Source organism: Pyxidicoccus sp. MSG2 (assembly GCF_026626705.1).
Classification (GTDB): domain Bacteria; phylum Myxococcota; class Myxococcia; order Myxococcales; family Myxococcaceae; genus Myxococcus.
Genome location: NZ_JAPNKC010000001.1, coordinates 2,832,589 through 2,851,900, shown reverse-complemented (window position 1 = coordinate 2,851,900; position 19,312 = coordinate 2,832,589). Strand labels below are relative to the sequence as shown.

The 19,312-nt window shown below is 73.6% G+C and carries 14 protein-coding genes; 9 read left to right on the top strand and 5 right to left on the bottom strand.

Annotated features, from left to right (window positions below; genetic code table 11):
- Window positions 1-48: 48 nt before the first annotated feature.
- From OV427_RS10410 to OV427_RS10400, 3 genes are all read right to left on the bottom strand, one after another.
- Entirely contained in the window at window positions 49-519 is a 471-nt protein-coding gene (locus tag OV427_RS10410) for a very short patch repair endonuclease (protein ID WP_267855938.1), read from the bottom strand.
- 127 nt (window positions 520-646) lie between these two features.
- Window positions 647-1,579: an NAD-dependent epimerase/dehydratase family protein gene (locus tag OV427_RS10405; protein WP_267855937.1), complete on the bottom strand. Its 933-nt coding sequence runs from the start codon at window positions 1,577-1,579 to the stop codon at window positions 647-649.
- Window positions 1,576-2,397 carry a lysophospholipid acyltransferase family protein gene (locus tag OV427_RS10400; RefSeq protein ID WP_267855936.1) on the bottom strand — a complete coding sequence of 274 codons (822 nt, stop codon included), beginning with the start codon at window positions 2,395-2,397 and terminating at the stop codon, window positions 1,576-1,578. Before OV427_RS10400 ends, OV427_RS10405 begins: the two co-directional genes overlap by 4 nt.
- Before the next feature lie 139 nt (window positions 2,398-2,536).
- Between OV427_RS10400 and OV427_RS10395 the strand changes: the two genes are divergently transcribed.
- Genes OV427_RS10395 through OV427_RS10380 form a run of 4 tightly spaced genes read left to right on the top strand, consistent with a single transcriptional unit; the run spans window position 2,537 to window position 7,176 of the window.
- The gene (locus tag OV427_RS10395) at window positions 2,537-3,451 is read left to right on the top strand and encodes an ABC transporter ATP-binding protein (protein WP_267855935.1); all 915 of its coding nucleotides are present in this window, start codon (window positions 2,537-2,539) and stop codon (window positions 3,449-3,451) included.
- Window positions 3,448-4,476: an ABC transporter permease gene (locus OV427_RS10390; protein WP_267855934.1), complete on the top strand. Its 1,029-nt coding sequence runs from the start codon at window positions 3,448-3,450 to the stop codon at window positions 4,474-4,476. The genes OV427_RS10395 and OV427_RS10390 overlap by 4 nt, the downstream gene beginning before the upstream one ends.
- A 20-nt stretch (window positions 4,477-4,496) precedes the next feature.
- Complete coding sequence (locus tag OV427_RS10385) at window positions 4,497-5,987, top strand: class I SAM-dependent methyltransferase (RefSeq protein WP_267855933.1); 1,491 nt, start codon at window positions 4,497-4,499, stop codon at window positions 5,985-5,987.
- 22 nt (window positions 5,988-6,009) lie between these two features.
- Window positions 6,010-7,176, top strand: coding sequence for a pyridoxal phosphate-dependent aminotransferase (locus tag OV427_RS10380; protein WP_267855932.1), 1,167 nt, complete (start codon window positions 6,010-6,012; stop codon window positions 7,174-7,176).
- A gap of 3 nt (window positions 7,177-7,179) precedes the next feature.
- Here the strand turns inward: OV427_RS10380 and OV427_RS10375 are convergent, their stop codons facing one another.
- Both OV427_RS10375 and OV427_RS10370 read right to left on the bottom strand, forming a co-directional pair.
- Window positions 7,180-8,133 carry a fatty acid desaturase family protein gene (locus OV427_RS10375; protein ID WP_267855931.1) on the bottom strand — a complete coding sequence of 318 codons (954 nt, stop codon included), beginning with the start codon at window positions 8,131-8,133 and terminating at the stop codon, window positions 7,180-7,182.
- Window positions 8,134-8,224: 91 nt separating this feature from the next.
- The gene (locus tag OV427_RS10370) at window positions 8,225-9,745 is read right to left on the bottom strand and encodes a class I SAM-dependent methyltransferase (RefSeq protein WP_267855930.1); all 1,521 of its coding nucleotides are present in this window, start codon (window positions 9,743-9,745) and stop codon (window positions 8,225-8,227) included.
- 94 nt (window positions 9,746-9,839) lie between these two features.
- Between OV427_RS10370 and OV427_RS10365 the strand changes: the two genes are divergently transcribed.
- The 5 genes from OV427_RS10365 to OV427_RS10345 all read left to right on the top strand — a co-directional run bounded on the left by OV427_RS10365 (window position 9,840) and on the right by OV427_RS10345 (window position 19,312).
- Complete coding sequence (locus tag OV427_RS10365; RefSeq protein ID WP_267855929.1) at window positions 9,840-13,754, top strand: SDR family NAD(P)-dependent oxidoreductase; 3,915 nt, start codon at window positions 9,840-9,842, stop codon at window positions 13,752-13,754.
- Window positions 13,755-13,874: 120 nt separating this feature from the next.
- On the top strand, window positions 13,875-15,917 hold the full coding sequence (locus OV427_RS10360) for an ABC transporter permease (protein ID WP_267855928.1): 2,043 nt from the start codon (window positions 13,875-13,877) through the stop codon (window positions 15,915-15,917).
- Window positions 15,918-15,920: 3 nt separating this feature from the next.
- On the top strand, window positions 15,921-17,219 hold the full coding sequence (locus tag OV427_RS10355; protein ID WP_267855927.1) for an ABC transporter permease: 1,299 nt from the start codon (window positions 15,921-15,923) through the stop codon (window positions 17,217-17,219).
- Window positions 17,216-18,001 carry an outer membrane lipoprotein-sorting protein gene (locus tag OV427_RS10350; protein ID WP_267855926.1) on the top strand — a complete coding sequence of 262 codons (786 nt, stop codon included), beginning with the start codon at window positions 17,216-17,218 and terminating at the stop codon, window positions 17,999-18,001. The genes OV427_RS10355 and OV427_RS10350 overlap by 4 nt, the downstream gene beginning before the upstream one ends.
- Before the next feature lie 33 nt (window positions 18,002-18,034).
- Window positions 18,035-19,312: a diaminobutyrate--2-oxoglutarate transaminase gene (locus tag OV427_RS10345; protein WP_267855925.1), complete on the top strand. Its 1,278-nt coding sequence runs from the start codon at window positions 18,035-18,037 to the stop codon at window positions 19,310-19,312.

Sequence of the window (19,312 nt, the reverse complement as noted above, 5' to 3'; positions counted from 1 at the left end):
TCCTTGGCGCCGAGTGCAAGAGGGTTCGTGCGCGGGACAGCGCTAGCGCTACAAGGGCGTCGCATTCTTCCAAGCCGGAACACCCGTCGTGGGAGCGAAACGCGCGGGGCTATCCAGGAACTCACGGATGCTCACCCGTAGGGCATCCTCATCGCGCAGTTGGCACTCCCAGATGATGAGCGCGGACCAACCGAGGGCGTGCAACTCCTGGAGCTTGCGCAAGTCCCGTACTCGATTGCCCTCCAGCTTCGGCATCCAGAAATCCAGTCGGGACTTTGGCACTCGCGCGAGAGGGCACGCCGGGTCTGGATGGCGGTGCCAGAAGCAGCCGTGCACGAAGATGGCCTTCTTGCGGCCAGGGAAGGCAAGGTCCGGGCGCCCGGGTACCTTCTTGTACTGGAGGCGGTACCGGTAGCCCATCGATGAGACGAGCTGGCGGACGCGCATCTCCGGCTTGGTGTCCCGGTTGCGCACCCGGGACATCCGCTCGCTGCGTTCCTTGGGAGTCAGCGTGTCCATGCCGAGGGCCGGAGCGTGATGATGTGTCGTCGTGGGCCTGCTCGGCATTTCCTAGCGGCGCGCTTGTCGCTTTTCTCACGCTGGCGGTACACGCCAGCGTGGTAGGGGACCGGGCGACCTCCCGACGTCAGCTCCGCGGTACCGGCGCCGCCTCCCGGTACATGCGCAGGATGTCCGCGACGCTGTACTGGTACTCGAACCCCGTGGCCTCCAGGAACCGCCGGTTGTCCACGACGATGGGGAAGCGCAGGTGGTCCAGCGCTCCCACGGACAACCTCGGGAACCCTCCGCGCCCCAGCAACATCCGCAGCACCGGCGCCGGCAGCGGCACGCCCATGCGCCCCGTCTCCCGGACAATCACGGACAACGGAATCGGCGGCGGGCCCGCGACATTGAAGATTCCGCGCAGCTCCTTCTGCAGCGCCAGCATCAGCGCCGCCACCACGTCCTCCTCCTGCAGGACGTGGAACAGCGGGTCGTACCCCAACACCAGCGGCACCCGCCGTCCCTTCAGGAACGACGCCAGCGTCCCCGTGCCCGGCTGTCCCAGCGTGTACGGCAGCCGCAATATCGCCGTCGTCACCTTCGGCAGCCGCCACAGCGCCGTCGCCGCGTACAGGTCCGCGGCCACCAGGTCCGCCAGCTCCGGAATGGCCTCCAGCGCCCGCGGCGGCTCGTCATCCGAGTGGTACAGCGGCGAGTCCGGCGCCGCCCCGTAGAACGTGTGCCGCCCCACGAAGAGCACGTGCCTCACTCCGTGCGCCGCGCAGTGGTCGAACACCGCCTTCGTGCCGTCCAGGTTGATGCGGCCCCGCTCCGCCCCCTGCACCGTGAACGCCGTCACGGTGGCCATGTGCACCACCGCCTCCGGACGCCAGCGCCGGAACACGTCCTCCGCCGCCCGCTTGCGCACGTCGCCGCGGAACACCTCGATGCCCAGCTCGCGCGCCTCCTCCCACGGGCGGATGTCCACCCCCGCCACCTGATGCCCCGCCTCATGCAGCCGCAGGGCCAGCTTGCGCGCGATGCCTCCCGCGATGCCCGGAATCAGCACCCTCATGGCAACAACCTCCGTCCCGACCGCCGGCCATTGCGCTCCGCCCGGCCCCGCTCGATGAGTCCCGCGATGCGCGCCTTCACCTTCGCCACATACCCCTCGATGACGTGGTCCTCTTCATCCCCCGTGCCCTGGAAGACGAGCGGCTCGCCGTAGTGGATTTCGAGCTGCACCGGCAGGGGCAGCGGCAACAGGTACGGCGTGAGCGGCACATAGGGCACGCCCATCAGCTTCCCCAACGCCCGCGCGTTGAAGATGGTGGGAATGGCCGCGCCACCCCCCAGGAAGGCGAACGGGATGATGGGCGAGCGCGTCTGCAGCGCCAGCCGGATGAAGCCCGTGCCGAAGTCCACCAGCGAGTAGCGCTGGGGGTACAGCTTGGCCGTCCCCCTCGCGCCCTCCGGAAAAATCATCAGCAGCCGGTCATCTTCCAGCAGCCGCTTCGCATGCTCGGGCAGCCCGGTGAACTGGCCGGTGCGGCTGGCCCACAGCGAGCTGACGGGGAAGTTGTGGAGGAAGCGCTCCACCATGCCCTGCGCCAGCCTGGGCGGGTCCAGCTCCAGCATGGTGGAGGTCAGCACCATGGCGCCGTCCACCGCCACGCCGCCGGAGTGGTTGCCCACCAGCATCCCCCGGCCTCTCGCGGGGATGTGCTCGACACCGAAGCACTTCACCCGGAAGTAGTACCGATACAGGAGGGCGAACATCTGGAGCGCCTGCCTGACGTGGCGCTTCGAGATGCCGTAGGGGTCCACCCCGAACTCGTTGAACGGCAACTCCAGCCGTTCAACCCGCGCTTCCAGTGAGTCGCTCTGGGACACGGGGAGGACCGTAGCACCCCCCGTGAGGGAGCGCCGCATTCCGGGAATACCGCTGGTGGGCACCGGCCAGCGGTTGGGCCATACTGCCCATCCACCCCCTCCCCTCTCAATGCCACCCACGGAAGAGCTCGCCATCGAGGTGAAGGGCCTGGTCAAGCGCTTCGGCGACGCCGTGGCCCTGGACGGCATCGACCTCGATGTCCGGCGGGGCGAGTGCCTGGGGCTGCTCGGCCCCAATGGCGCCGGCAAGACGACGACGGTGGAAATCCTCCAGGGCCTCCAGGCGCCCACCGACGGTGAGGTGCGGGTGCTGGGCATGCGCTGGGAGACGCACGCCGCCGCGCTGAGGGCGCGCCTGGGCGTGGCACTCCAGGAGACGCGGCTGGTGGACACGCTGACGGTGGAGGAGATGGTGGCGCTGTTCGCGTCCTTCTACCCGCGGCCGCTCGCCGTGGAGCAGGCCATCTCCCTCGTGCGGCTGGAGGACAAGCGCCAGTCCCGGACGCTCACCCTGTCCGGGGGACAGAAGCAGCGGCTGGCGCTCGCGCTGGCACTGGTGGGAGACCCGGACATCCTCTTCCTCGACGAGCCCACCACGGGGCTGGACCCGCAGTCGCGCCGGGACTTGTGGGACGTGGTGGCGGGCCTCAAGGCGCGGGGCCGCACGGTGCTGCTGACGACGCACTACATGGAAGAGGCCGAGGTGCTCTGCGAGCGGCTCGTCTTCATCGACCGGGGGCGTGTCATCGCCCGCGGCACGCCGGCGCAGATGATTGCCTCGCTGGGCGCCGGCCACGTCATCGAGTTGGAGGTGCACCCGGCCTCGGTGCTGGAGCGGCTCGCGCGGCTGGAGGCGCTGGTGGGGCTGAACCAGGAGGGTGCGCGCGCCACGCTGCGCGTCGAGCACCTGCACCGGGCGCTGCCCGAGGTGTTGAGGGAAATCGCGGAGGCCGGCGGCGAGGTGCTGCACCTGTCCACGCGCCGCCCCACCCTGGACGACGTCTTCCTGGGCCTCACCGGGCACTCGCTGCGCGGGGAAGGGAGGGCGGCATGAGACACCCGCTCGTCCAACTGCTGCTCATGCGGCTGCGGATGCTGTGGCGCATGCCGGCGGTGCTCTTCTGGTCCTTCGGCTTCCCGCTCATCGCCTCGCTGGTGCTGGCGGCGGCCTTCCAGGACCGGGGGCTGGCGCCGGTGCGCGTGGCCGTGGCCGACGGGACGGGCGCGGAGGCGCTGGTGGCGCGGCTGGAGGGCACCCCCGAGCTCCAGGTGCAGCGCGCGCCCCCCGAGGAGGCGCGGCGCCGGCTCACCCAGGGGCGGGTGCACCTGGTGCTGCTGCCCGGCGCGGAGCCGGAGTTGCTCGTGGACCCGGGGCAGCCGGAGGGCCGCTCGGCGCGGCTCCTGGTGCGCGAGGTGCTGGCGCGCGCGCCCGGGGCCCCGCCGCCCGCGCAGCTCCGCGTCACGCCGGTGTCCGAGCCCGGCAACCGCTACATCGACTTCCTGCTGCCGGGCCTGCTGGGCATGGTGCTGATGTCCACCAGCATCTGGGCCATGGCCAGCTCCGTGGTGGCGATGCGCGGGGGCAGGCTCCTCAAGCGCCTGGCGGCCACGCCCATGGCGCGCGGCCACTTCGTGGGTGCCTTCGTGCTGGCTCGCGGGCTGTTCGCCGTGGTGGAGATGACCTTCTTCTGCGCGCTGGCGCGGCTCGTCTTCGGCGTGCCCATGTCCGGCAGCTATGCCGCCTTCGGCGCGGTGGGCCTCCTGGGGGCCATGAGCTTCAGCGGGCTGGGGCTGCTGCTGTCCAGCCGTGTGGAGACGGAGGACTCCGCCACCGGCCTGTTCAACCTCAGCACCATGCCCATGGTGTTCCTGTCCGGCGTCTTCTTCCCGGCCCAGAACTTCCCCGGGTGGATGCAGCCCGTCATCCACGCGCTGCCGCTGACGGCCCTCAACGGCTCGCTGCGCGCCGTCATGCTGGAGGGCGCGGACCTGCTGTCGTTGGGCGCCCCGCTGGCGGTGCTCGCCGCGTGGGCCGCGGGGTGCATGGTGGTGGCCCTGCGCGTGTTCCGCTGGACGTGATTCCCCGCGAGAGGAGCGCCGTGTCCGCACCTGATGCCGAAGCCCCCCAGGCCGCCTTCGTCCAGCAGCTCAACTTCTGGGCGCGCGATGCGAGCAACGAGTCGGCGGCGCTGCTGGCGGCGCCCGCGCTCGGCCTCTTCGAGGCGCTGCCGGATGAGGGCGGCACCCCGGTGCCCCTCGACGCACTGGCGGAGCGCACCGGCGGAAGCGTGCGCGGCGTCCGCTCGGTGGTGGAGCCACTGGTGGGCCTGGGCTTCGTGCGCTTCGAGCCGGGCCTGGGCTACAGCCTGCCCGCGCCCAGTGCCTTCCTGCGCCGGGCGGAGGTCCTGGCCCGGCTGCACGAGGCGCGGCGCTGGTGGCATGCCGTGGGGCTGCTGCCCCGGGCCGTGCGCACCGGCGGCCCGGTGGAGTGGGGCGGCGAGCCGCGCGACGTGCTGGGCTGGCTCGCCGCCGCCTTCGCCCCCGGTGCGTCCGCGCCGGGCCCGGAGGGCGAGTACCTGGACCGGGCCGTGCGCAACGCCCTGAGGACGCAGGCGCTGGTGACGGCCGCGGAGCTGGGCCTGTTGGAGCGACTGGTGGTGGCTCCCGCGCCGCTGGAGGCGCTGGCGGAGGCCACCGGCGCCGTCCCGGAGGCGCTGGCGCTGCTCCTGTTCGTGCTGGAGTCCATGGGGCTCGCGCGGAGCGAGGCGGGGCGATACGGCCTCAGCGCTCCCGCGGCGCGCGCGCTGGACTCCACCAGCCTGCCGTACTTCCAGCGGGCGCTGCCGGCCACCATGGCCTACTGGGAGGCCTTCGGGCACGTGGACGAGGCGGTGCGCGAGCAGAAGTTCCGGTTGGACCTGCGCGAGCCGGAGACGGCTCGCCGCATCTACCAGGAGAACGCCTCGCGCATCTCTGGCATCTTCGCCTCGCACCTGCGGCTGAGCCGGCAGGCGGCGAAGCTGGTGCTGGCCATGCGCCCCCTCGCGGGCGCCGAGGTGCTGGACGTGGGCACCGGCTCGGGCGTGTGGGGCGCGGCCTTCGGGCTGGCGGACCCGTCGTGCCGCGTCACCTACCTGGACTCGGAGCACGTGCTGGAGCAGGTGAAGCCCAACCTGGCGCGGCTGAAGCTGGAGGAGCGCTCGCGGCTGTGGGCCGGCAACTGCCTGGAGGTGGACCCGGGCGAGGCCCGCTACGACGTCATCCTCCTGCCGCAAATCATCCCCGCCCTGCCTCCGCCGGAGCTGCCGGGCTTCTTCCGGAGGCTGGCGCGCGCGCTGAAGCCCCGGGGGCTGCTGCTCATCTCCGGGTACCTGCTGACGGAGCGGCGCGACGGCCCGCTGGACGCGCTCTACTTCGCGCTGCGCCGCTACGTCTCCAACGAGGGGGACGTGCTGTCCCTCCCGGAATACCGCGCCCTGCTGGAGCCCGCGGGGCTCACCGCCTCGCGCGGCTTCGAGCTGCCCATCCAGCAGGTCGTCGTCGCCCACCGCGGCGACGTGCCCTGGCCGGATGCCGCCTCCACCCCTTGAGCCGAGCCCCTCGGAGAGCCAGATGGACCCCCTGCGCCCGTTCTTCATGGAGGACTACCTGGAAGGCTCGCGCTTCACCGCGCGCTTCAACCTGGGTGAGTCCGGTGGCCGCCCCATCACCGTGGGAGAGCTGCTCGAGGGCTGCGGCGTCGCCCCGGCGCGGGCCGCGGACACCTTCCTGTCCATGCTGCTGCGCGACAGCCCCAACTGGGGGCGGGCGGACCTGCGCGACGCCGTGGCGGCGCTGCACCCGGGCGCCACCCGCGACAACGTCCTCATCACCACCGGCACCAGTGAGGCGCTGCTGCTGCTCTTCCGCCAGCTGCGCCCGCGCCGCGTGGCCCTGGCGTGGCCCGCCTTCCAGCTCCTCTACGAGCTGCCCCTGCGCCAGGGGGCCCAGGTGGTGCGCCTGCCGGTGCGCTGGGACGCGCGCGGCGTGCCGTCCGTGGATGCCGCCGAGTGGCTGGAGGTGCTGGAGCGCGAGCAGCCGGACCTCGTCGTCATCAACAACCCCCACAACCCCAGCGGGCTGGTGCTGGAGCCGGCGCTGCTGGCGCGGGTGGCGGGTTGGGCGGACGCGGCGGGCGCGGTGGTGGTGGGCGACGAGCACTACCGCTTCCTGTCCCGCGAGGACGCGGTGCTGGGAGACACCGTCTACCGCCCGGGCGCGCGCACCTTCGTCACCGGCTCCTTCATCAAGTGCCTGGGCTGCCCGGGCCTGCGCATCGGCTGGTGCGTGGGAGACACGGACGTGCTGGCGCGCGTGCAGAACGAGAAGAACTACACCACGCACACGGTGAACCCGGTGGCGGAGTGGCTCGCGTACGAGGTGCTCCGGGACGTGCACGGCGCCGCGCTGGGCCGCGCCCGTGAGGAGTGGCGGCAGAACCGCCGCACGCTGTCCGGCTTCCTGGAGCGCTCGCGCGGCGTGTACGGCGTGGCGCCCCAGGGCGGGCTCGTCACGTGCCTCGGCGTGCGGGACGTTGCCTCCGAGCAGGACTTCGAGGCGCGGCTGGCGGCGCTGACGACGGAAGGCGTCTTCGTGCTGCCACTGAGCGCCATGGAGGCGGGCTCGCCCGAGGGCACCCACCCGCTGGCGCGCGGGCACGGCTTCCGGCTGGGCCTGGGCATCTCCCCCGCGCGCTTCCCCGAGGCGCTGGAGGCCATCGAGCGCGCCACCACCTGGTGAGCTTCAGCGCAGCAGGGCGGTGAGGGCGTGCTCGCGCGCGGCGTAGTCCGGGTCCTCCAGCAGCAGCGCGTGGACGCGCCCCTGGGCCCGGGTGGGCACGGCGGGGAAGAGGTGGTGCGTCAGGTGGTAGCCGTCGTGCCTCGGGAAGAGGACGGCGCCCAGCGGGGCCCAGGGCACGAGGTGGTTGCGCGTGCGGTGGAACTCGTCCGCGGCGCCGACGATGCCCGCGTGGTCCACCGCGTCGGACCAGTAGCGGATGACCTGGTAGGGCACGAGGTAGGGCAGCGCGTAGAAGAGCAGGAAGGCCTTCCAGCCGATGCCCCACTGCGCCAGCGCCACCAGCCCCCCGAGGAAGGCGAAGCGGCAGGCGGACACCCACGCCGGGTCCTCGCGGTGGAAGAAGACGGGCCGCAGGAAGGCGGGCAGGTGGACCAGGCGCAGCGGCCGCAGCAGGTGGGCGCGGACGAAGGGCAGCGTGGGGTCCGCGAAGCCGAAGCGGCGGCGGGGCACGAAGTCCAGATCCCGCTCCGCGTCCCCCAGGTGGACGTGGTGGGTGAAGTGCTCGCGCGTGTAGGGCTCCAGCGCGGTGAGGTCGATGATGGCCAGCAGATGCCCCAGGGCGCGGTTGCGGCGCTTGCCCTGCACGAGGATGCCGTGACAGGCCTCGTGGAGCATGTTGCCCAACGCCCGGAAGCGGGTGGCGATGAAGAAGGCCGCCAGCGGGTAGAGCGCCCAGCCGGCCAGCGTGGACGCCTGCATCAGCCGGTGCGTGCCCAGCGCCGCGCCCGCGGCGAGCCCCACATGGAGGACCAGGTGGACCAGCGCGGACGGCAGCGGCTGTGCCTGGAAGCCCAATGAGGCCACCTGCCGCGCGTACCCGGCCCTCAGCCGCGTGGCGATGGAGCCGGGGCGCGGAGCGGGCGCGGCGGGGCTGTCCACCATCCGAGCGGGGCGCATCGGGGGACCTTCCGGGCAGAGGGACGCAGGAGGCAGGGACGCTAGCTGGCGCGCGGCGTCCCCGGCAAGTTGACGGTTCGGGCGCGCCGCGTCAGGCCGCGGCGGGTGTGGGGCGCGCGTGCGGCGCCAGCTCCGAGGGCAGCGCCACGCCGGGCCTCGCGGCGAGGACCAGCTCCTGCGTGGGGAGCGGCAGACACACGCTGGAGGTGAGGCCCACGCCGGAGAGCAGCCGCGCGTACTCGGAGAAGGAGAGCAGGTCTCCCTCGTTCGTCATGAAGCGCCGCAGCCCGAAGTACAGGTGCTCCAGCGGGCCGTCGCGGCGCTCGTTGAGGACGTACTCGGCGACGAGCAGCACGCCTCCGGGCTTCAGCGCGCGCGCCACCCGGGCGAAGAGGCCGGGCACGTCCTCCGGCCGCAGCACGTTGAGCACCTGGGGAAGGATGATGACGTCGAAGGCGGCGGTGCCGAAGTCCTGGGTGAAGAGGTCCCCCGGCCAGAAGCGCGCCCGGTCCTCCACCTTCAGCTGCGCGACGTTGCGGCGCACCTGCTCCAGCACCACCGCCTGGTCGAAGTAGGTGACGTGCGTGGTGGGCGTGGCCCGCGCGAAGGCCGCGCCCCACACGCCCGAGCCCGTGCCGATGTCCAGCACCGCGGCGCCCTCCAGCGGGTGCGTCCGGGAGACGGTGGTGGCGGCGCGCACGCTGAGCTGGAAGTGGGAGGCGAACACCGCCGTGAGCTGCTGCGAGTTGTCCGCGTAGAAGCGGCGGCTCACCTCCGCGTCCTTCAGGTCCAGGATGTAGCGCTCGTGGCGCACCGTCTCGTCCAGCCGGCCCAGCGCCTCCCAGTAGCGCGCCGACACCGACAGCGAGCGCACGAGGTACGCCAGCGCCTTGCCCTCCAGCACCTTGCGCGCCTCGTCGGTGAGGCCCCACGCGGCGCCGTCCGCCCGTGCGATTCCCAGCCGCGCCAGCAGCTCCACCAGCAGGCGCAGGCCGTCCGTGCTCAGGTACGTGGCCGCGCCCAGCTCGGGGAGGGTGTGGGGCCGCCGGGCGAGCAGCTCCAGCACTCCCAGCCGGGCCGCGGTGACGAGCACCTGCATGCGCGGCGCGCCTCGGGCGAAGCAGTCGAAGAAGGCCTCTGCCTCGGGGCTCGCGGCGGGGGGCGGCTCCAGGAAGAGCGCGCGGTAGTGGCCGGGCACGTCCCAGCGGCGGCCCTCGAAGTCCACCGGCCCGCCGTGCTTCACCGCCTCGTCCAGGAGCCCGTCGGGGCCCCACCACGGCAACTCCGCGTCCAGGCGCGCGCGCAGCGCCGTGTCGCGCAGCAGCGCCGCCGTCCCGGAGGCCAGCGCGTAGCCGTGGGCGTCGTCCTGGCGCGCCAGTCCCAGACATGCGAGCAGCTCCACGAGGGCCCGCACGCCCCGCTCCGAGGCGGCCAGGCGCCGGGCCAGGCCGGACACCGGCAGCGGCTCGCCCGCGCCTTCCTCGGGAAGCGCGTCGAAGAGGCCCAGGCGCAGGCTGGCGCGCAGCAGGGCCGACTCGTTGGAGGCGTTGCGCGCCCAGAAGTGGAGCGACTGCGCCAGCGCGGCGGGCGCGGCGGGAGGGGAGGCCGGCATGAAGTCCTCGAAAGGGGGGGCGGACGTGCGAGAGCTTCGTCCGTCCCCCCAGCCCGTGCAACCCACCCGGGGTGCGCTGGTAGGCTCGCGGAACATGCGCCCCCCTCCGCCCGCCTCCGATGCCGTCGAGCATGTCCTCCTGTCCGACTCCCGAGTCCAGGACGCCCGGGTCACTGGAGACGGCGGCCGGGCGGTGGCATGGGTGGTGCCGAAGCGGGCCGTGACGGGCGACGCACTGAGCCACCTCCTGAGGGAGCGGCTGGGAGAAGGGGCTCCGCCCGCCGTCCTCGTGTCCGCCCTGCCCGGGCAGGGACACGAGGCGCTCGCGCCGCCCACGCCGGAGCGTCTGCGGGAGCTGGAGGCGAGGCTCGCGCGCGAGGGCTTCGATGCCGTGGCGCTCGCCGGTCCCCGGCAGGTCGAGGAGGTCTTCGCGCCGCTCGACGCGCTGCTGCCCGAGTCCCTGCGTCCGGGCGAGGGTGGAGCGCTTCAGGCCGCCGCCGCGCCCGTCGCCACGGAGCAGGCGCGAGGGAGTGGAGGACGCCCGTCGCTGCTCGACGGAGGGCCCCGGCCCGCCGCGCCGGGACTGCCCACGACGCTCGCCGGTCTGCTGCGGCACGCGGCAAAGCAGCACGGCTCGCGGACGCTCACCTTCATCGACACGGAGGGCCGGCGCGAGACGCTCACCTTCGCGGGCCTGTGGACGGAGGCGCTCCAGTGGCTCGGTGGCCTGCGCGCGCGCGGCGTGCGCGAGGGCGAGCGGGTGGTGCTGTTGCTGGAGCGGCCCGGGGACTTCGTGCGGGGCTTCTGGGCCTGCACGCTGGGCGGCGTGGTGCCGGTGCCGCTGGCCTTTCCTCCCTCGTTCGAACGCTCCCACCCCGGCGTCGCGCGGTTGCTCTCCGTGAGTGAGCGGCTGGGCGGCCCGTGGGTGCTCACGCCGGAGCGGGCCCTGGCGCCACTGGAGGCGCTGGGCCTGCGGGCCTTCTCGCCGGGGGCGCTGGGCGGCGTGGGCCCGGGGACGGTGGTGGAGGGGACGCCCGAGGCCGCGGCCATCGTGTCCTTCACCTCCGGCAGCACCGGCAAGCCCAAGGGCGTGGTGCTGTCCCAGTCGCGGCTGCTGGCCATGGTGGACGCGATGCGGGCCGGGGACTGGTACACCCCGGAGGACACCGGCCTGAGCTGGATGCCGTTGGACCATGTCGCCGGGACGGCGTACCCGCACCTCACCAGCCTGCGCATGGGCACCTCGCACGTCCTGGTGGCGCGTGACTACGTGCTGGCGGACGTGACGCGCTGGCTCGACCTGCTGACGGAGTTCGGCGCGACGATGAGCTGGGCGCCCAACTTCGCCTATGGCCTCGTCGCGGACCGGCTGGCACGCGGGGAGCGCCGCGCCTGGGCGCTGTCGCGCGTGCGCGTGCTGAGCTGCGCGGGCGAGCCCGTCCTCGCGGACACGATGCGGCGCTTCGTCGAGCCGCTCACCGCGTACGGGCTGCGCGAGGACGCCATCTGCCCGATGTGGGGCATGGCGGAGACGACCTCCTTCTTCACCGCCACGCGCGGCGTGCGCACCCACCCGGGTGAGAGCGCCGTGGAGCTGGGCCCGCCTCCCGCGGGCTCCTCGCTGCGGGTGGTGGACGACCAGGACGCGGTGGTGGAGGAGGGCACGGTGGGGCACCTCCAGGTGCGCGGCGTCCAGGTGCTGGAGGGCTACCTGGACGACGGGGACGTCAACGCCCGCTCCTTCACGGCGGACGGGTGGTTCCGCACCGGGGACCTGGCGGTGGTGCGCGACGGGCAGATGGCCATCTCCGGGCGGCAGAAGGAGGTGCTCATCCTCAACGGCAACAACGTGTACCCGCAGGAGATTGAAGAGGCCGTGGAGCGGGTGGCGGGCGTGCTGGCGTCGTACACGGTGGCCTGCCCCACGCGCGCGCCGGGCTCGCAGACGGATGACGTCGTCGTCTTCTTCGTGCCCGCGCCGGACGCGCCCCCGCTGCCCGGGCTGCTGCGCGCCATCCGCGAGCACGTGGGCCGGACGCTGGGCTTCTTCGTGGCGCACCTCGTCCCCCTCGCGAAGCACCAGGTGCCCCGCACCGAGCTGGGCAAGCGCGGGCGCACCGAGCTGCGCCGCCGCTTCGAGGCCGGCGAGCTCACGAAGGAGCGGCACGAGGCCCTGCGGGTGCTGGGCGGGCCCGCCACGCTGCCGCCGTGCCTCGCCGTGCCCGTCTGGAGGCCGCGCGCCACGGGGCCGCAAGCCTCCCCCACGCGGCAGGGCCCGCTCGCGGTGATGGCCGAGGCGCCCCTCGTCGAAGCGCTGCGCGCGCACATCTCCGGCCGTGAGGTGGTGGCCATCGCGCCGGAGGACACGGCGGCCCTGGAGCGGGCGCTGGCGGCGGGCGCCGAGGAGGTGGTGTTCGCCGGCGCCGTCCCCACGGGCGCGGACCGGGAGGCGCTGGTGGAGGGCGTCTCGCCGCTGCTGCGCGTGCTCCAGTCCCTGGCCGTGCGCGCGACGGCCACGCCCCTGCGCCTGTGGGCCGTGGCTCGCGGCCCCGGCGAGTCCCTGGCGCGGCAGCCGGGCGGCGCCGCGCACCCGGCCTCGCTGCTGTGGCCCGGACTGCTGGCGTCCGCCGCCGCGGAGGCCTCCGGGCTGGAGGCGCGCATCCTCTGGGCGCCCTCGGACGTGGCGGAGGCCGCGCGCTTCGTGGCCGGGCAGCTACGCGAGCCTCGCTTCCCGCGCGAGGTGGCCTGGCGCGGTGCTGACGGGTACTGGGAGCGGGGCTTCGCGAGCTGGACGCCCGCGCCGGTGGATGCGCCCCGCAGGCTGCGTCCCGGTGGGCTGTACCTCGTCACCGGCGCGCACGGCGGACTGGGGCAGGCGTGGGCCCGCCACCTGCGGCGCGGCCTGGGCGCTCGCCTGCTGCTGGTGGGGCGGCGCGAGCGGGACGCGGCGGCGGAGGCGCTGGAGCGCGAGCTCGGTGATTCGCTGTACGTCGCGGCGGACGTCACCGACGCGGCCGCGCTTGCCCGCGCCGTGCAGGGCGCCGAGGTGCGCTTCGGCCGCCCGTGCGACGGGGCCTTCCACTTCGCGGGCACGCGGGAGCGGGGCCCCCTGGGCGAAGAGACGCCCGAGTCACTGGTGCGCGGTGCCGGGGCGCACGCCCTGGGCGCGGTGGCGGTGGCCGAGGCGCTGCGGGAGCGGCCCGGCGCGCTGCTCGTCTTCACCTCCTCGCTGATGGGCACACTGGGCGCGGGGCTGAGCGCGAGCTACTGCGCCGCGTCCGGCTTCGTGGAGCGCTTCGCCCGGAAGCTCGCGGACGCGGGACGCGGCGCTGTGGTGGTGTCGTTCAGCGCGGTGCGGGACACGGGCATGGCGGTGGGGATGACGGCCTCGCCCCCGGGCTACCGCATGCTGGAGCCCGCCCAGGCGCTGGCCGCGCTCGCGCTCGCCGTGGAGTCGCCCGGCGTCACGCACCTGCTGGCCGGCGTGGCCCCGGAGGCGCCGCCGTGGCGCGCGCCCGGCATGGACACGGGCGCGCCGCTGGAGTCCGTCCACTTCTTCCACTCGCGCGAGCAGGGCCCGCTGCCCGCCTGGTGCGCGGAGTCGGGAGTGCTCCACCCGGTGTCCGCGCTGCCCCGGACCGAGGACGGCGCGGTGGACCGGGAGGCACTCCGCGCCCAGGCCTTCGGCGCGGCGGCGGACGCAGCGCCAGAGCCCTTCGAGGACGTGGTGGTGGAGGCGTTCCGCGAGGTGCTGGGCGGAGGCCATGTGGGGGCGGGCAGCGACTTCTTCTCGCTCGGGGGCAGCTCGCTGCAGGCCTTCCGCGTGGTGGCCCGCCTCAACGCGCGCACCGGCCTGCGCCTGCGCGAGGTGGCCCTCTTCGAGTACCCCTCCGTGCGCGAGCTGGCGGCCCACTTGAGACAGTCCGTGGACCTGTCGCGACTCGACGTGTCAGGCCTCACCGACGAGCAGGTGGGCCTGCTGCTGCGCGTGCTGCGCCCCGAGGCGTGAATCACCGGGGGTTGCTTGCCTCGGTGGCGACCCTTCTCTAACCTTGCGGCGCTCGTGGGCTCCGCCCGTCTCGTGGGGCGGGGCCTTTCGGAGCAATCTTCTCGCAACCGGGAGTCTTTGTTGACGCTGGGATTGCTCGCGCTGCAGAGCATCAGGTCCCGTCCGCGGAGCTGGATTGTCGGCCTGCTCGCGGCGGGCGCGGCGGCCGTGCTGACGGTGGGCGTGGCGCTGGTGGCCAGCATCCATGACGGCACGCGGCGCACCCTCATCGAGAGCGGCGCCGGGCACCTCCAGGTGTACGACGCGCGCTCGCCCGAGTCGCCGCTGCTCGTCTTCGGCCCCAACGGCCCGCCCACGCTGGAGCCCTTCGCGGACTACCCGGCCGTGGAGGCGCTGGTGCGCGGCGTGGAGGGCGTGCGCGAGGTGGTGCCGCTGGAGGTGAATCGGGCCACGGTGTTCCGCGGCAACTACCTGGACGAGATGCTGGCCGCGCTGCGCGCCGTGGTGCGCGAGCCGCCCTCGCCGGAGCGCGACGCGAGGCTGGCGCGGCGGGCGGAGGACCTGGAGGCGACGCTGCGCCGCGTCGCCCGCGAGGCCGCCCGCCACGCGGACGCCTTCACCGTGGGCGCGGAGCACGAGGAGGACCGGCGCGCGCTGGAGTCCGTCCTCGCGCCCGGCTTCCAGCAGCGCTTCCTGGCGGAGCCGCTGCCCACGCTGGAGCTGCTGGAGAACCGGGTGGCCCGGCAGCTGGGCGAGGGTGAGGCGGTGGAGCTGGATCTGATGGGCACGGAGCTGCCCCGCTTCGCCGGCGCCTTTCCTCGCGTGGAGGTCGTCACCGGGCAGCTTCCGCCGGAGGGCAGCCGGGGGCTGATGCTGGGCCACGGCGCGTGGGAGCAGAACTTCAAGCTGCCCATCGCCTGGCGCCTGGACGAGGTGTCCCGGGGCCTGGCCCGGGGCGCCACCCTGGCCGGAGACGAGGGGCTGCGCACGCTGGTGGAGCGCAACCGCGGGGACGTGCCGGAGCTGGTGTCGCGGCTGGAGCAGGAGCAGGCCACCGCGCTGCGCGCCGCGCTGGAGCGCGTGCAGGGCCACCCGGGGGCGCTGGAGGCGCTGCTGGAGGACTTCCTCACCCTGGACGACGCCACCTTCGCGCCGCGCTATGCGGCCTTCTACCAGGAACTGGCCCCGCACCTGCCGCTGTACCGCGTGAAGCCCGGCGACACGCTGGTGCTCAAGGGCAGCGTGGAGCCCAGCCCCGGCGTGCCGGTGCGCGTCTGGGGCACCTACCGCTTCAAGGGGTTGGGCGGGGACTTCAGCCGCGTCAACATCACCAGCCTGGTGGACCTCGTCACGCTGCGCCACCTCACCGGGCGGCCCACGCGAGCGGAGCAGGAGGAGACGCGGCGGCTCGTCGCGTCGCTGGGGCTGGCGGGCGCCTCCGTGGACGCCTCGCCGGAGTCGCTCGTGCCGCCCACCATCGAGGACGCCCCGGCGGCGCCCGCGCGGCAGGACACGGCCCTCACGCGGGCCGAGGGTCCGCCGCCCACCTTCACCGATGAGGAGGTGCGCTCGGGCAGCATCCTCCACGCCGCGGTGGTGCTGGCGCCGGACGTCCCCGCGGATGCGGTGGCCGCGCGCATCCAGGAGCTCGCCACGGCGAAGGGCCTGTCGCTGAAGACGGTGGGCTGGGAGGAGGCGGGAGGCTTCGTGGGCGGCGTGGTGGGCATGGCGCAGGTGCTGCTGCTGGCCATCGCCGCGCTCATCTCCTTCTTCGTGCTGCTGGTGGCCACGGGCACGCTGCTGCTGCTGGCGCGCGAGCGCGTGGCGGAGGTGGGGACGCTGCGCGCGGTGGGCATGCACCGGCGTGAGGTGTTCGTCGTGCTGCTGGCGGAGGGGCTCGTGCTGGGGTTCGTGGGCGGAGCGCTGGGCGCCGGGCTGGGCGCGGCGCTGATTCTGGGTGGCGCGGGCGGCGGCATTCCGGTGGAGGACGCGGCGCTGCAGCTCTTCCTGGGCGGGCCCGTGCTGGTGCCGAGGCTGGAGTGGGCGCACGCGGTGGCGGTGGTGGTGGGCGTGGTGGGCGTGGTGGCCGGCGCGGCGCTGCTACCGGCGTGGCGCGGCAGCCGGGTGGCCCCGCTGGTGGCCATGCGGCAGGGAGGGGAGTGAGCGATGAGGGCCCTGCTGCGAATCGCCCTGCGCAACCTGCTGGCCCACCGGGAGAACGGGCTGCTGCTCATCCTGATGCTGGCCGGCGCCAGCGCGGTGCTGGTGGGGCTGCGCGCCCTGCACGTGGGCGTGGCGTCCTCCCAGCGCGAGGCGGTGACGGCGCTGCTGGCCGGTGACGTCAACGTGGGTGGCTACTTCAAGGCGCATCCAGACGCGCTGGCGCCCGTCATCGGAGATTCGGGGCCGGTGCGGGCCGCGGTGGAGCCGCTGAGGCCCGCCGGGTGCCGCTGGCGCGAGCGCGGGCGCGGCCACGCCACGGTGGGCGCGGGCCGGCAGCGCACGCGCTCGTACGTGGTGGGCGTGGACATCACCCGCGAGCCGGACCTCCAGTCGCTGAAGGCGACGGACGGCGCGCTGGAGTCGCTGGCGCGGCCGCGCACGGTGGCGCTGTCCTCGGTGCTGGCCGAGCGCCTGAAGGTGCGCGTGGGCGACATGGCCACGCTCTACGGGCGGCTGCCGGACGGGCGGCGCAACGCCCTGGACGTGGAGGTGGCCGCGATTACACGGCGCGCGGGCCTGCTGGGCGAGGCCGCGGGCATCCTCGTCTCCAACGCCACGCTGCGCGAGCTGGGTGGCTACCGCCCCGAGGCGGCCGGCGTGCTCCAGTGGGTGTGTGACGGGCAGGTGGACACCGACGAGGTGGCGGACCGGTTGCGCCAGGCGCTGCGCGACGCGCGCTTCGAGGTGCTGCCCGCCACGCACGAGTCCTATGGCGACAAGCTGGCCCCGCTGCTGCGTGAGCCGTGGACGGGCCAGCGGCTGGACGTGACGAGCTGGGAGGACGAGTCCTCCTTCCTGTCCTTCGTCACCGCGGGGCTCGCGGCGCTGACGGTGCTGGTGGCGCTCGGCCTCATGTCCGTGGTCATCACCGGCCTGTTCGTCGCGCTCAGCGTGGCGGTGCGCGAGCGGACGCGGGAAATCGGTACCCTGCGGGCCATGGGCATGCACCGGCGCGCCGTGGTGGCGCTCTTCGTGCTGGAGGGACTGCTGCTGGGCCTCCTCGCGTCCGCCGCGGGCGCGGCCGTGTCCGCCGGCCTGTGCGCGCTGCTGGGCGACTCGGTGCCGCTGCCCGAGCCCGTCTCCAACCTCTTCTTCAGCGCCACGCTGCCGCTCCAGCCCCGGCTCGCGGACGCGCTGCTCGCCGTGTTCCTCGTCACCACCGCCGCGGGCCTGGCCTCCATCGTCCCGGCCTTCCGCGCCGCCGCCCTGCAACCCCGCTCCGCCATGGAGTCCCTCACATGAGTCCGAAGTCCATGCTCTTTGCCTGTCTCGCCGCGCTGCTGCTGTCCCTGCCCGCGTCCGCCGCGGACACGCAGAAGGCCCCCGCCCCCAGCGCGGAGGAGGTGCTGCGGCTCATCGACAAGCGGCTCTCCTTCGCCAGCGACTACAAGGGCGTGGTGCGCATGCGCGAGATTCGCAAGGACGGCGTGGAGATGGCCATCGAACTCCAGGTGTACCGGCGCGACTCGCACCAGGACCTCATCTTCCTCATCACCCAGCCGAAGCACATGGCGGGCGGCGGCTTCCTGCGCATCGGAAAGAATCTCTGGGAGTACAACCCCGTCATCGGCCAGTGGGAACGGACGACGCGGCGCGGCAACATCGTGGGCACCATCGCCTGCGAGGCGGACTTCGACCGCTCGCGGCTGGCGGAGGACTACGACGCGACGGACGAGGCGCCGGAGACGGTGAATGGGACGGTGTTCCGCAAGCTGCTGCTGAAGGCGAAGCCGGGGTCGGAGGTGGCCTTCCCGGTGATGCGGCTGTGGGTGGACGCGGACCACAACATCGTCAAGCGCGTGGGCCACGCGCCCTCCGGCAAGGTGCTGCGCACCGACCTCATCCGCGGCTACCAGCGGGTGAAGGACCCCGTTTCGGGCAACCTCGTCTACCACTACAAGGAGGTGCTGGAGATGGAGTCGGAGGAGGGGACGCGGCTGGTGGTACGCTACGAGGACGTCGAGCTGGCGCCGCTGAGCGCCAACATCTTCACCAAGGCCTGGATTGAAGGGCGCACGCGCTAACCCCGGCGCGAGCAACCAGGAGGAGTCCCCCCCATGGCAGCTTCCGGCGTGCGTGTCTTCGAGGAGTACGAGTCCAACGTCCGCAGCTACTCGCGGGTGTTTCCCACGGTGTTCGCGCGCGCGCGCAACGCCACCATCTGGGACGAAGCGGGGAAGGCCTATACCGACTTCTTCTCTGGCGCGGGGACGCTCAACTACGGGCACAACCCGCCGGAGATTCGCGCGCAGCTGGTGGCGTACCTGGAGTCCGAGGGAATCATCCACGCGCTGGACGCGTACACGGTGGAGAAGCGGCGCTTCCTCGACACCTTCGTCGAAGGCGTGCTGCGGCCGCGGAAGCTGGACTTCAAGGTGCAGTTCTGCGGCCCCACGGGGGCCAACGGGGTGGAGGCCGCGCTGAAGCTGGCGCGGCGGGTGACGGGGCGCACCGGCGTCATCGCCTTCGGCGGCAGCTACCACGGCATGAGCATGGGCAGCGGCTCGGTGACGGGCAGCACCTCGGTGAGGCGCAACCTGGGCGTGCCCACGGTGGGCGTGTCCTTCGTGCCGTACGAGTCCGGGCCGCAGGGCCCCTTCGACTCCGTGGGCTACCTGGAGCGGGTGCTGGCGGATTCGTCCTCCGGCGTGGACGCGCCGGCGGCCATCATCGTGGAGCCGGTGCAGCTCGACGGCGGCATCTACGTGGGCTCGCCGGCCTTCATGCAGGGGCTGCGCGCGGTGTGTGACAGGTACGGCGCGCTGCTCATCTGCGACGAAATCCAGGCGGGCGTGGGCCGCGCCGGCCACTTCTTCAGCTTCGAGGCGTCTGGCGTGGTGCCGGACCTGGTGACGGTGTCCAAGTCCATTGGCGGGTACGGCCTGCCCATGTCGCTGGTGCTGATGCGGCGCGAGCATGACCACTGGAAGCCGGGCGAGCACACCGGCACCTTCCGGGGCAACCAGCTGGCCTTCGTCGCGGCCACCGCGGCGCTGGAGTACTGGACGCGCCCGGCCTTCACCAACGGCCTGGCCGACGGCACGCGCTACCTGCGGGACGTCTTCGCGCCCGCCGCCCGGGCCCTGCACCCGGACATCGAGGTGCGCGGCGCGGGCATGGTGGCGGGCGTGGACCTCACCCGCGTGGGCGGTAACGAGGCGGCCCGGCGCGCCGCCTCCCGCTGCTTCGAGAAGGGGCTCATCATCGAGTGCTGCGGCCGGGACGACTCCGTCATGAAGCTCATGCCGCCGCTCACCACGCCCCCCGAGCAGCTCGCGGAGGGCTGCCGGATTCTCCTCGACGCCATCCGCGCGGGGCTGCCCGGCCAGGGCTGA

Bases quoted from the DNA above. Each gene is read 5' to 3' on its own strand.
- OV427_RS10375 (WP_267855931.1), bottom strand. From the start codon at position 8,133: ATGCGCCCCGCTCGGATGGTGGACAGCCCCGCCGCGCCCGCTCCGCGC.
- OV427_RS10370 (WP_267855930.1), bottom strand. From the start codon at position 9,745: ATGCCGGCCTCCCCTCCCGCCGCGCCCGCCGCGCTGGCGCAGTCGCTC.
- OV427_RS10355 (WP_267855927.1), top strand. From the start codon at position 15,921: ATGAGGGCCCTGCTGCGAATCGCCCTGCGCAACCTGCTGGCCCACCGG.
- OV427_RS10350 (WP_267855926.1), top strand. From the start codon at position 17,216: ATGAGTCCGAAGTCCATGCTCTTTGCCTGTCTCGCCGCGCTGCTGCTG.
- OV427_RS10390 (WP_267855934.1), top strand. From the start codon at position 3,448: ATGAGACACCCGCTCGTCCAACTGCTGCTCATGCGGCTGCGGATGCTG.
- OV427_RS10410 (WP_267855938.1), bottom strand. From the start codon at position 519: ATGGACACGCTGACTCCCAAGGAACGCAGCGAGCGGATGTCCCGGGTG.
- OV427_RS10405 (WP_267855937.1), bottom strand. From the start codon at position 1,579: ATGAGGGTGCTGATTCCGGGCATCGCGGGAGGCATCGCGCGCAAGCTG.
- OV427_RS10380 (WP_267855932.1), top strand. From the start codon at position 6,010: ATGGACCCCCTGCGCCCGTTCTTCATGGAGGACTACCTGGAAGGCTCG.
- OV427_RS10345 (WP_267855925.1), top strand. From the start codon at position 18,035: ATGGCAGCTTCCGGCGTGCGTGTCTTCGAGGAGTACGAGTCCAACGTC.
- OV427_RS10365 (WP_267855929.1), top strand. From the start codon at position 9,840: ATGCGCCCCCCTCCGCCCGCCTCCGATGCCGTCGAGCATGTCCTCCTG.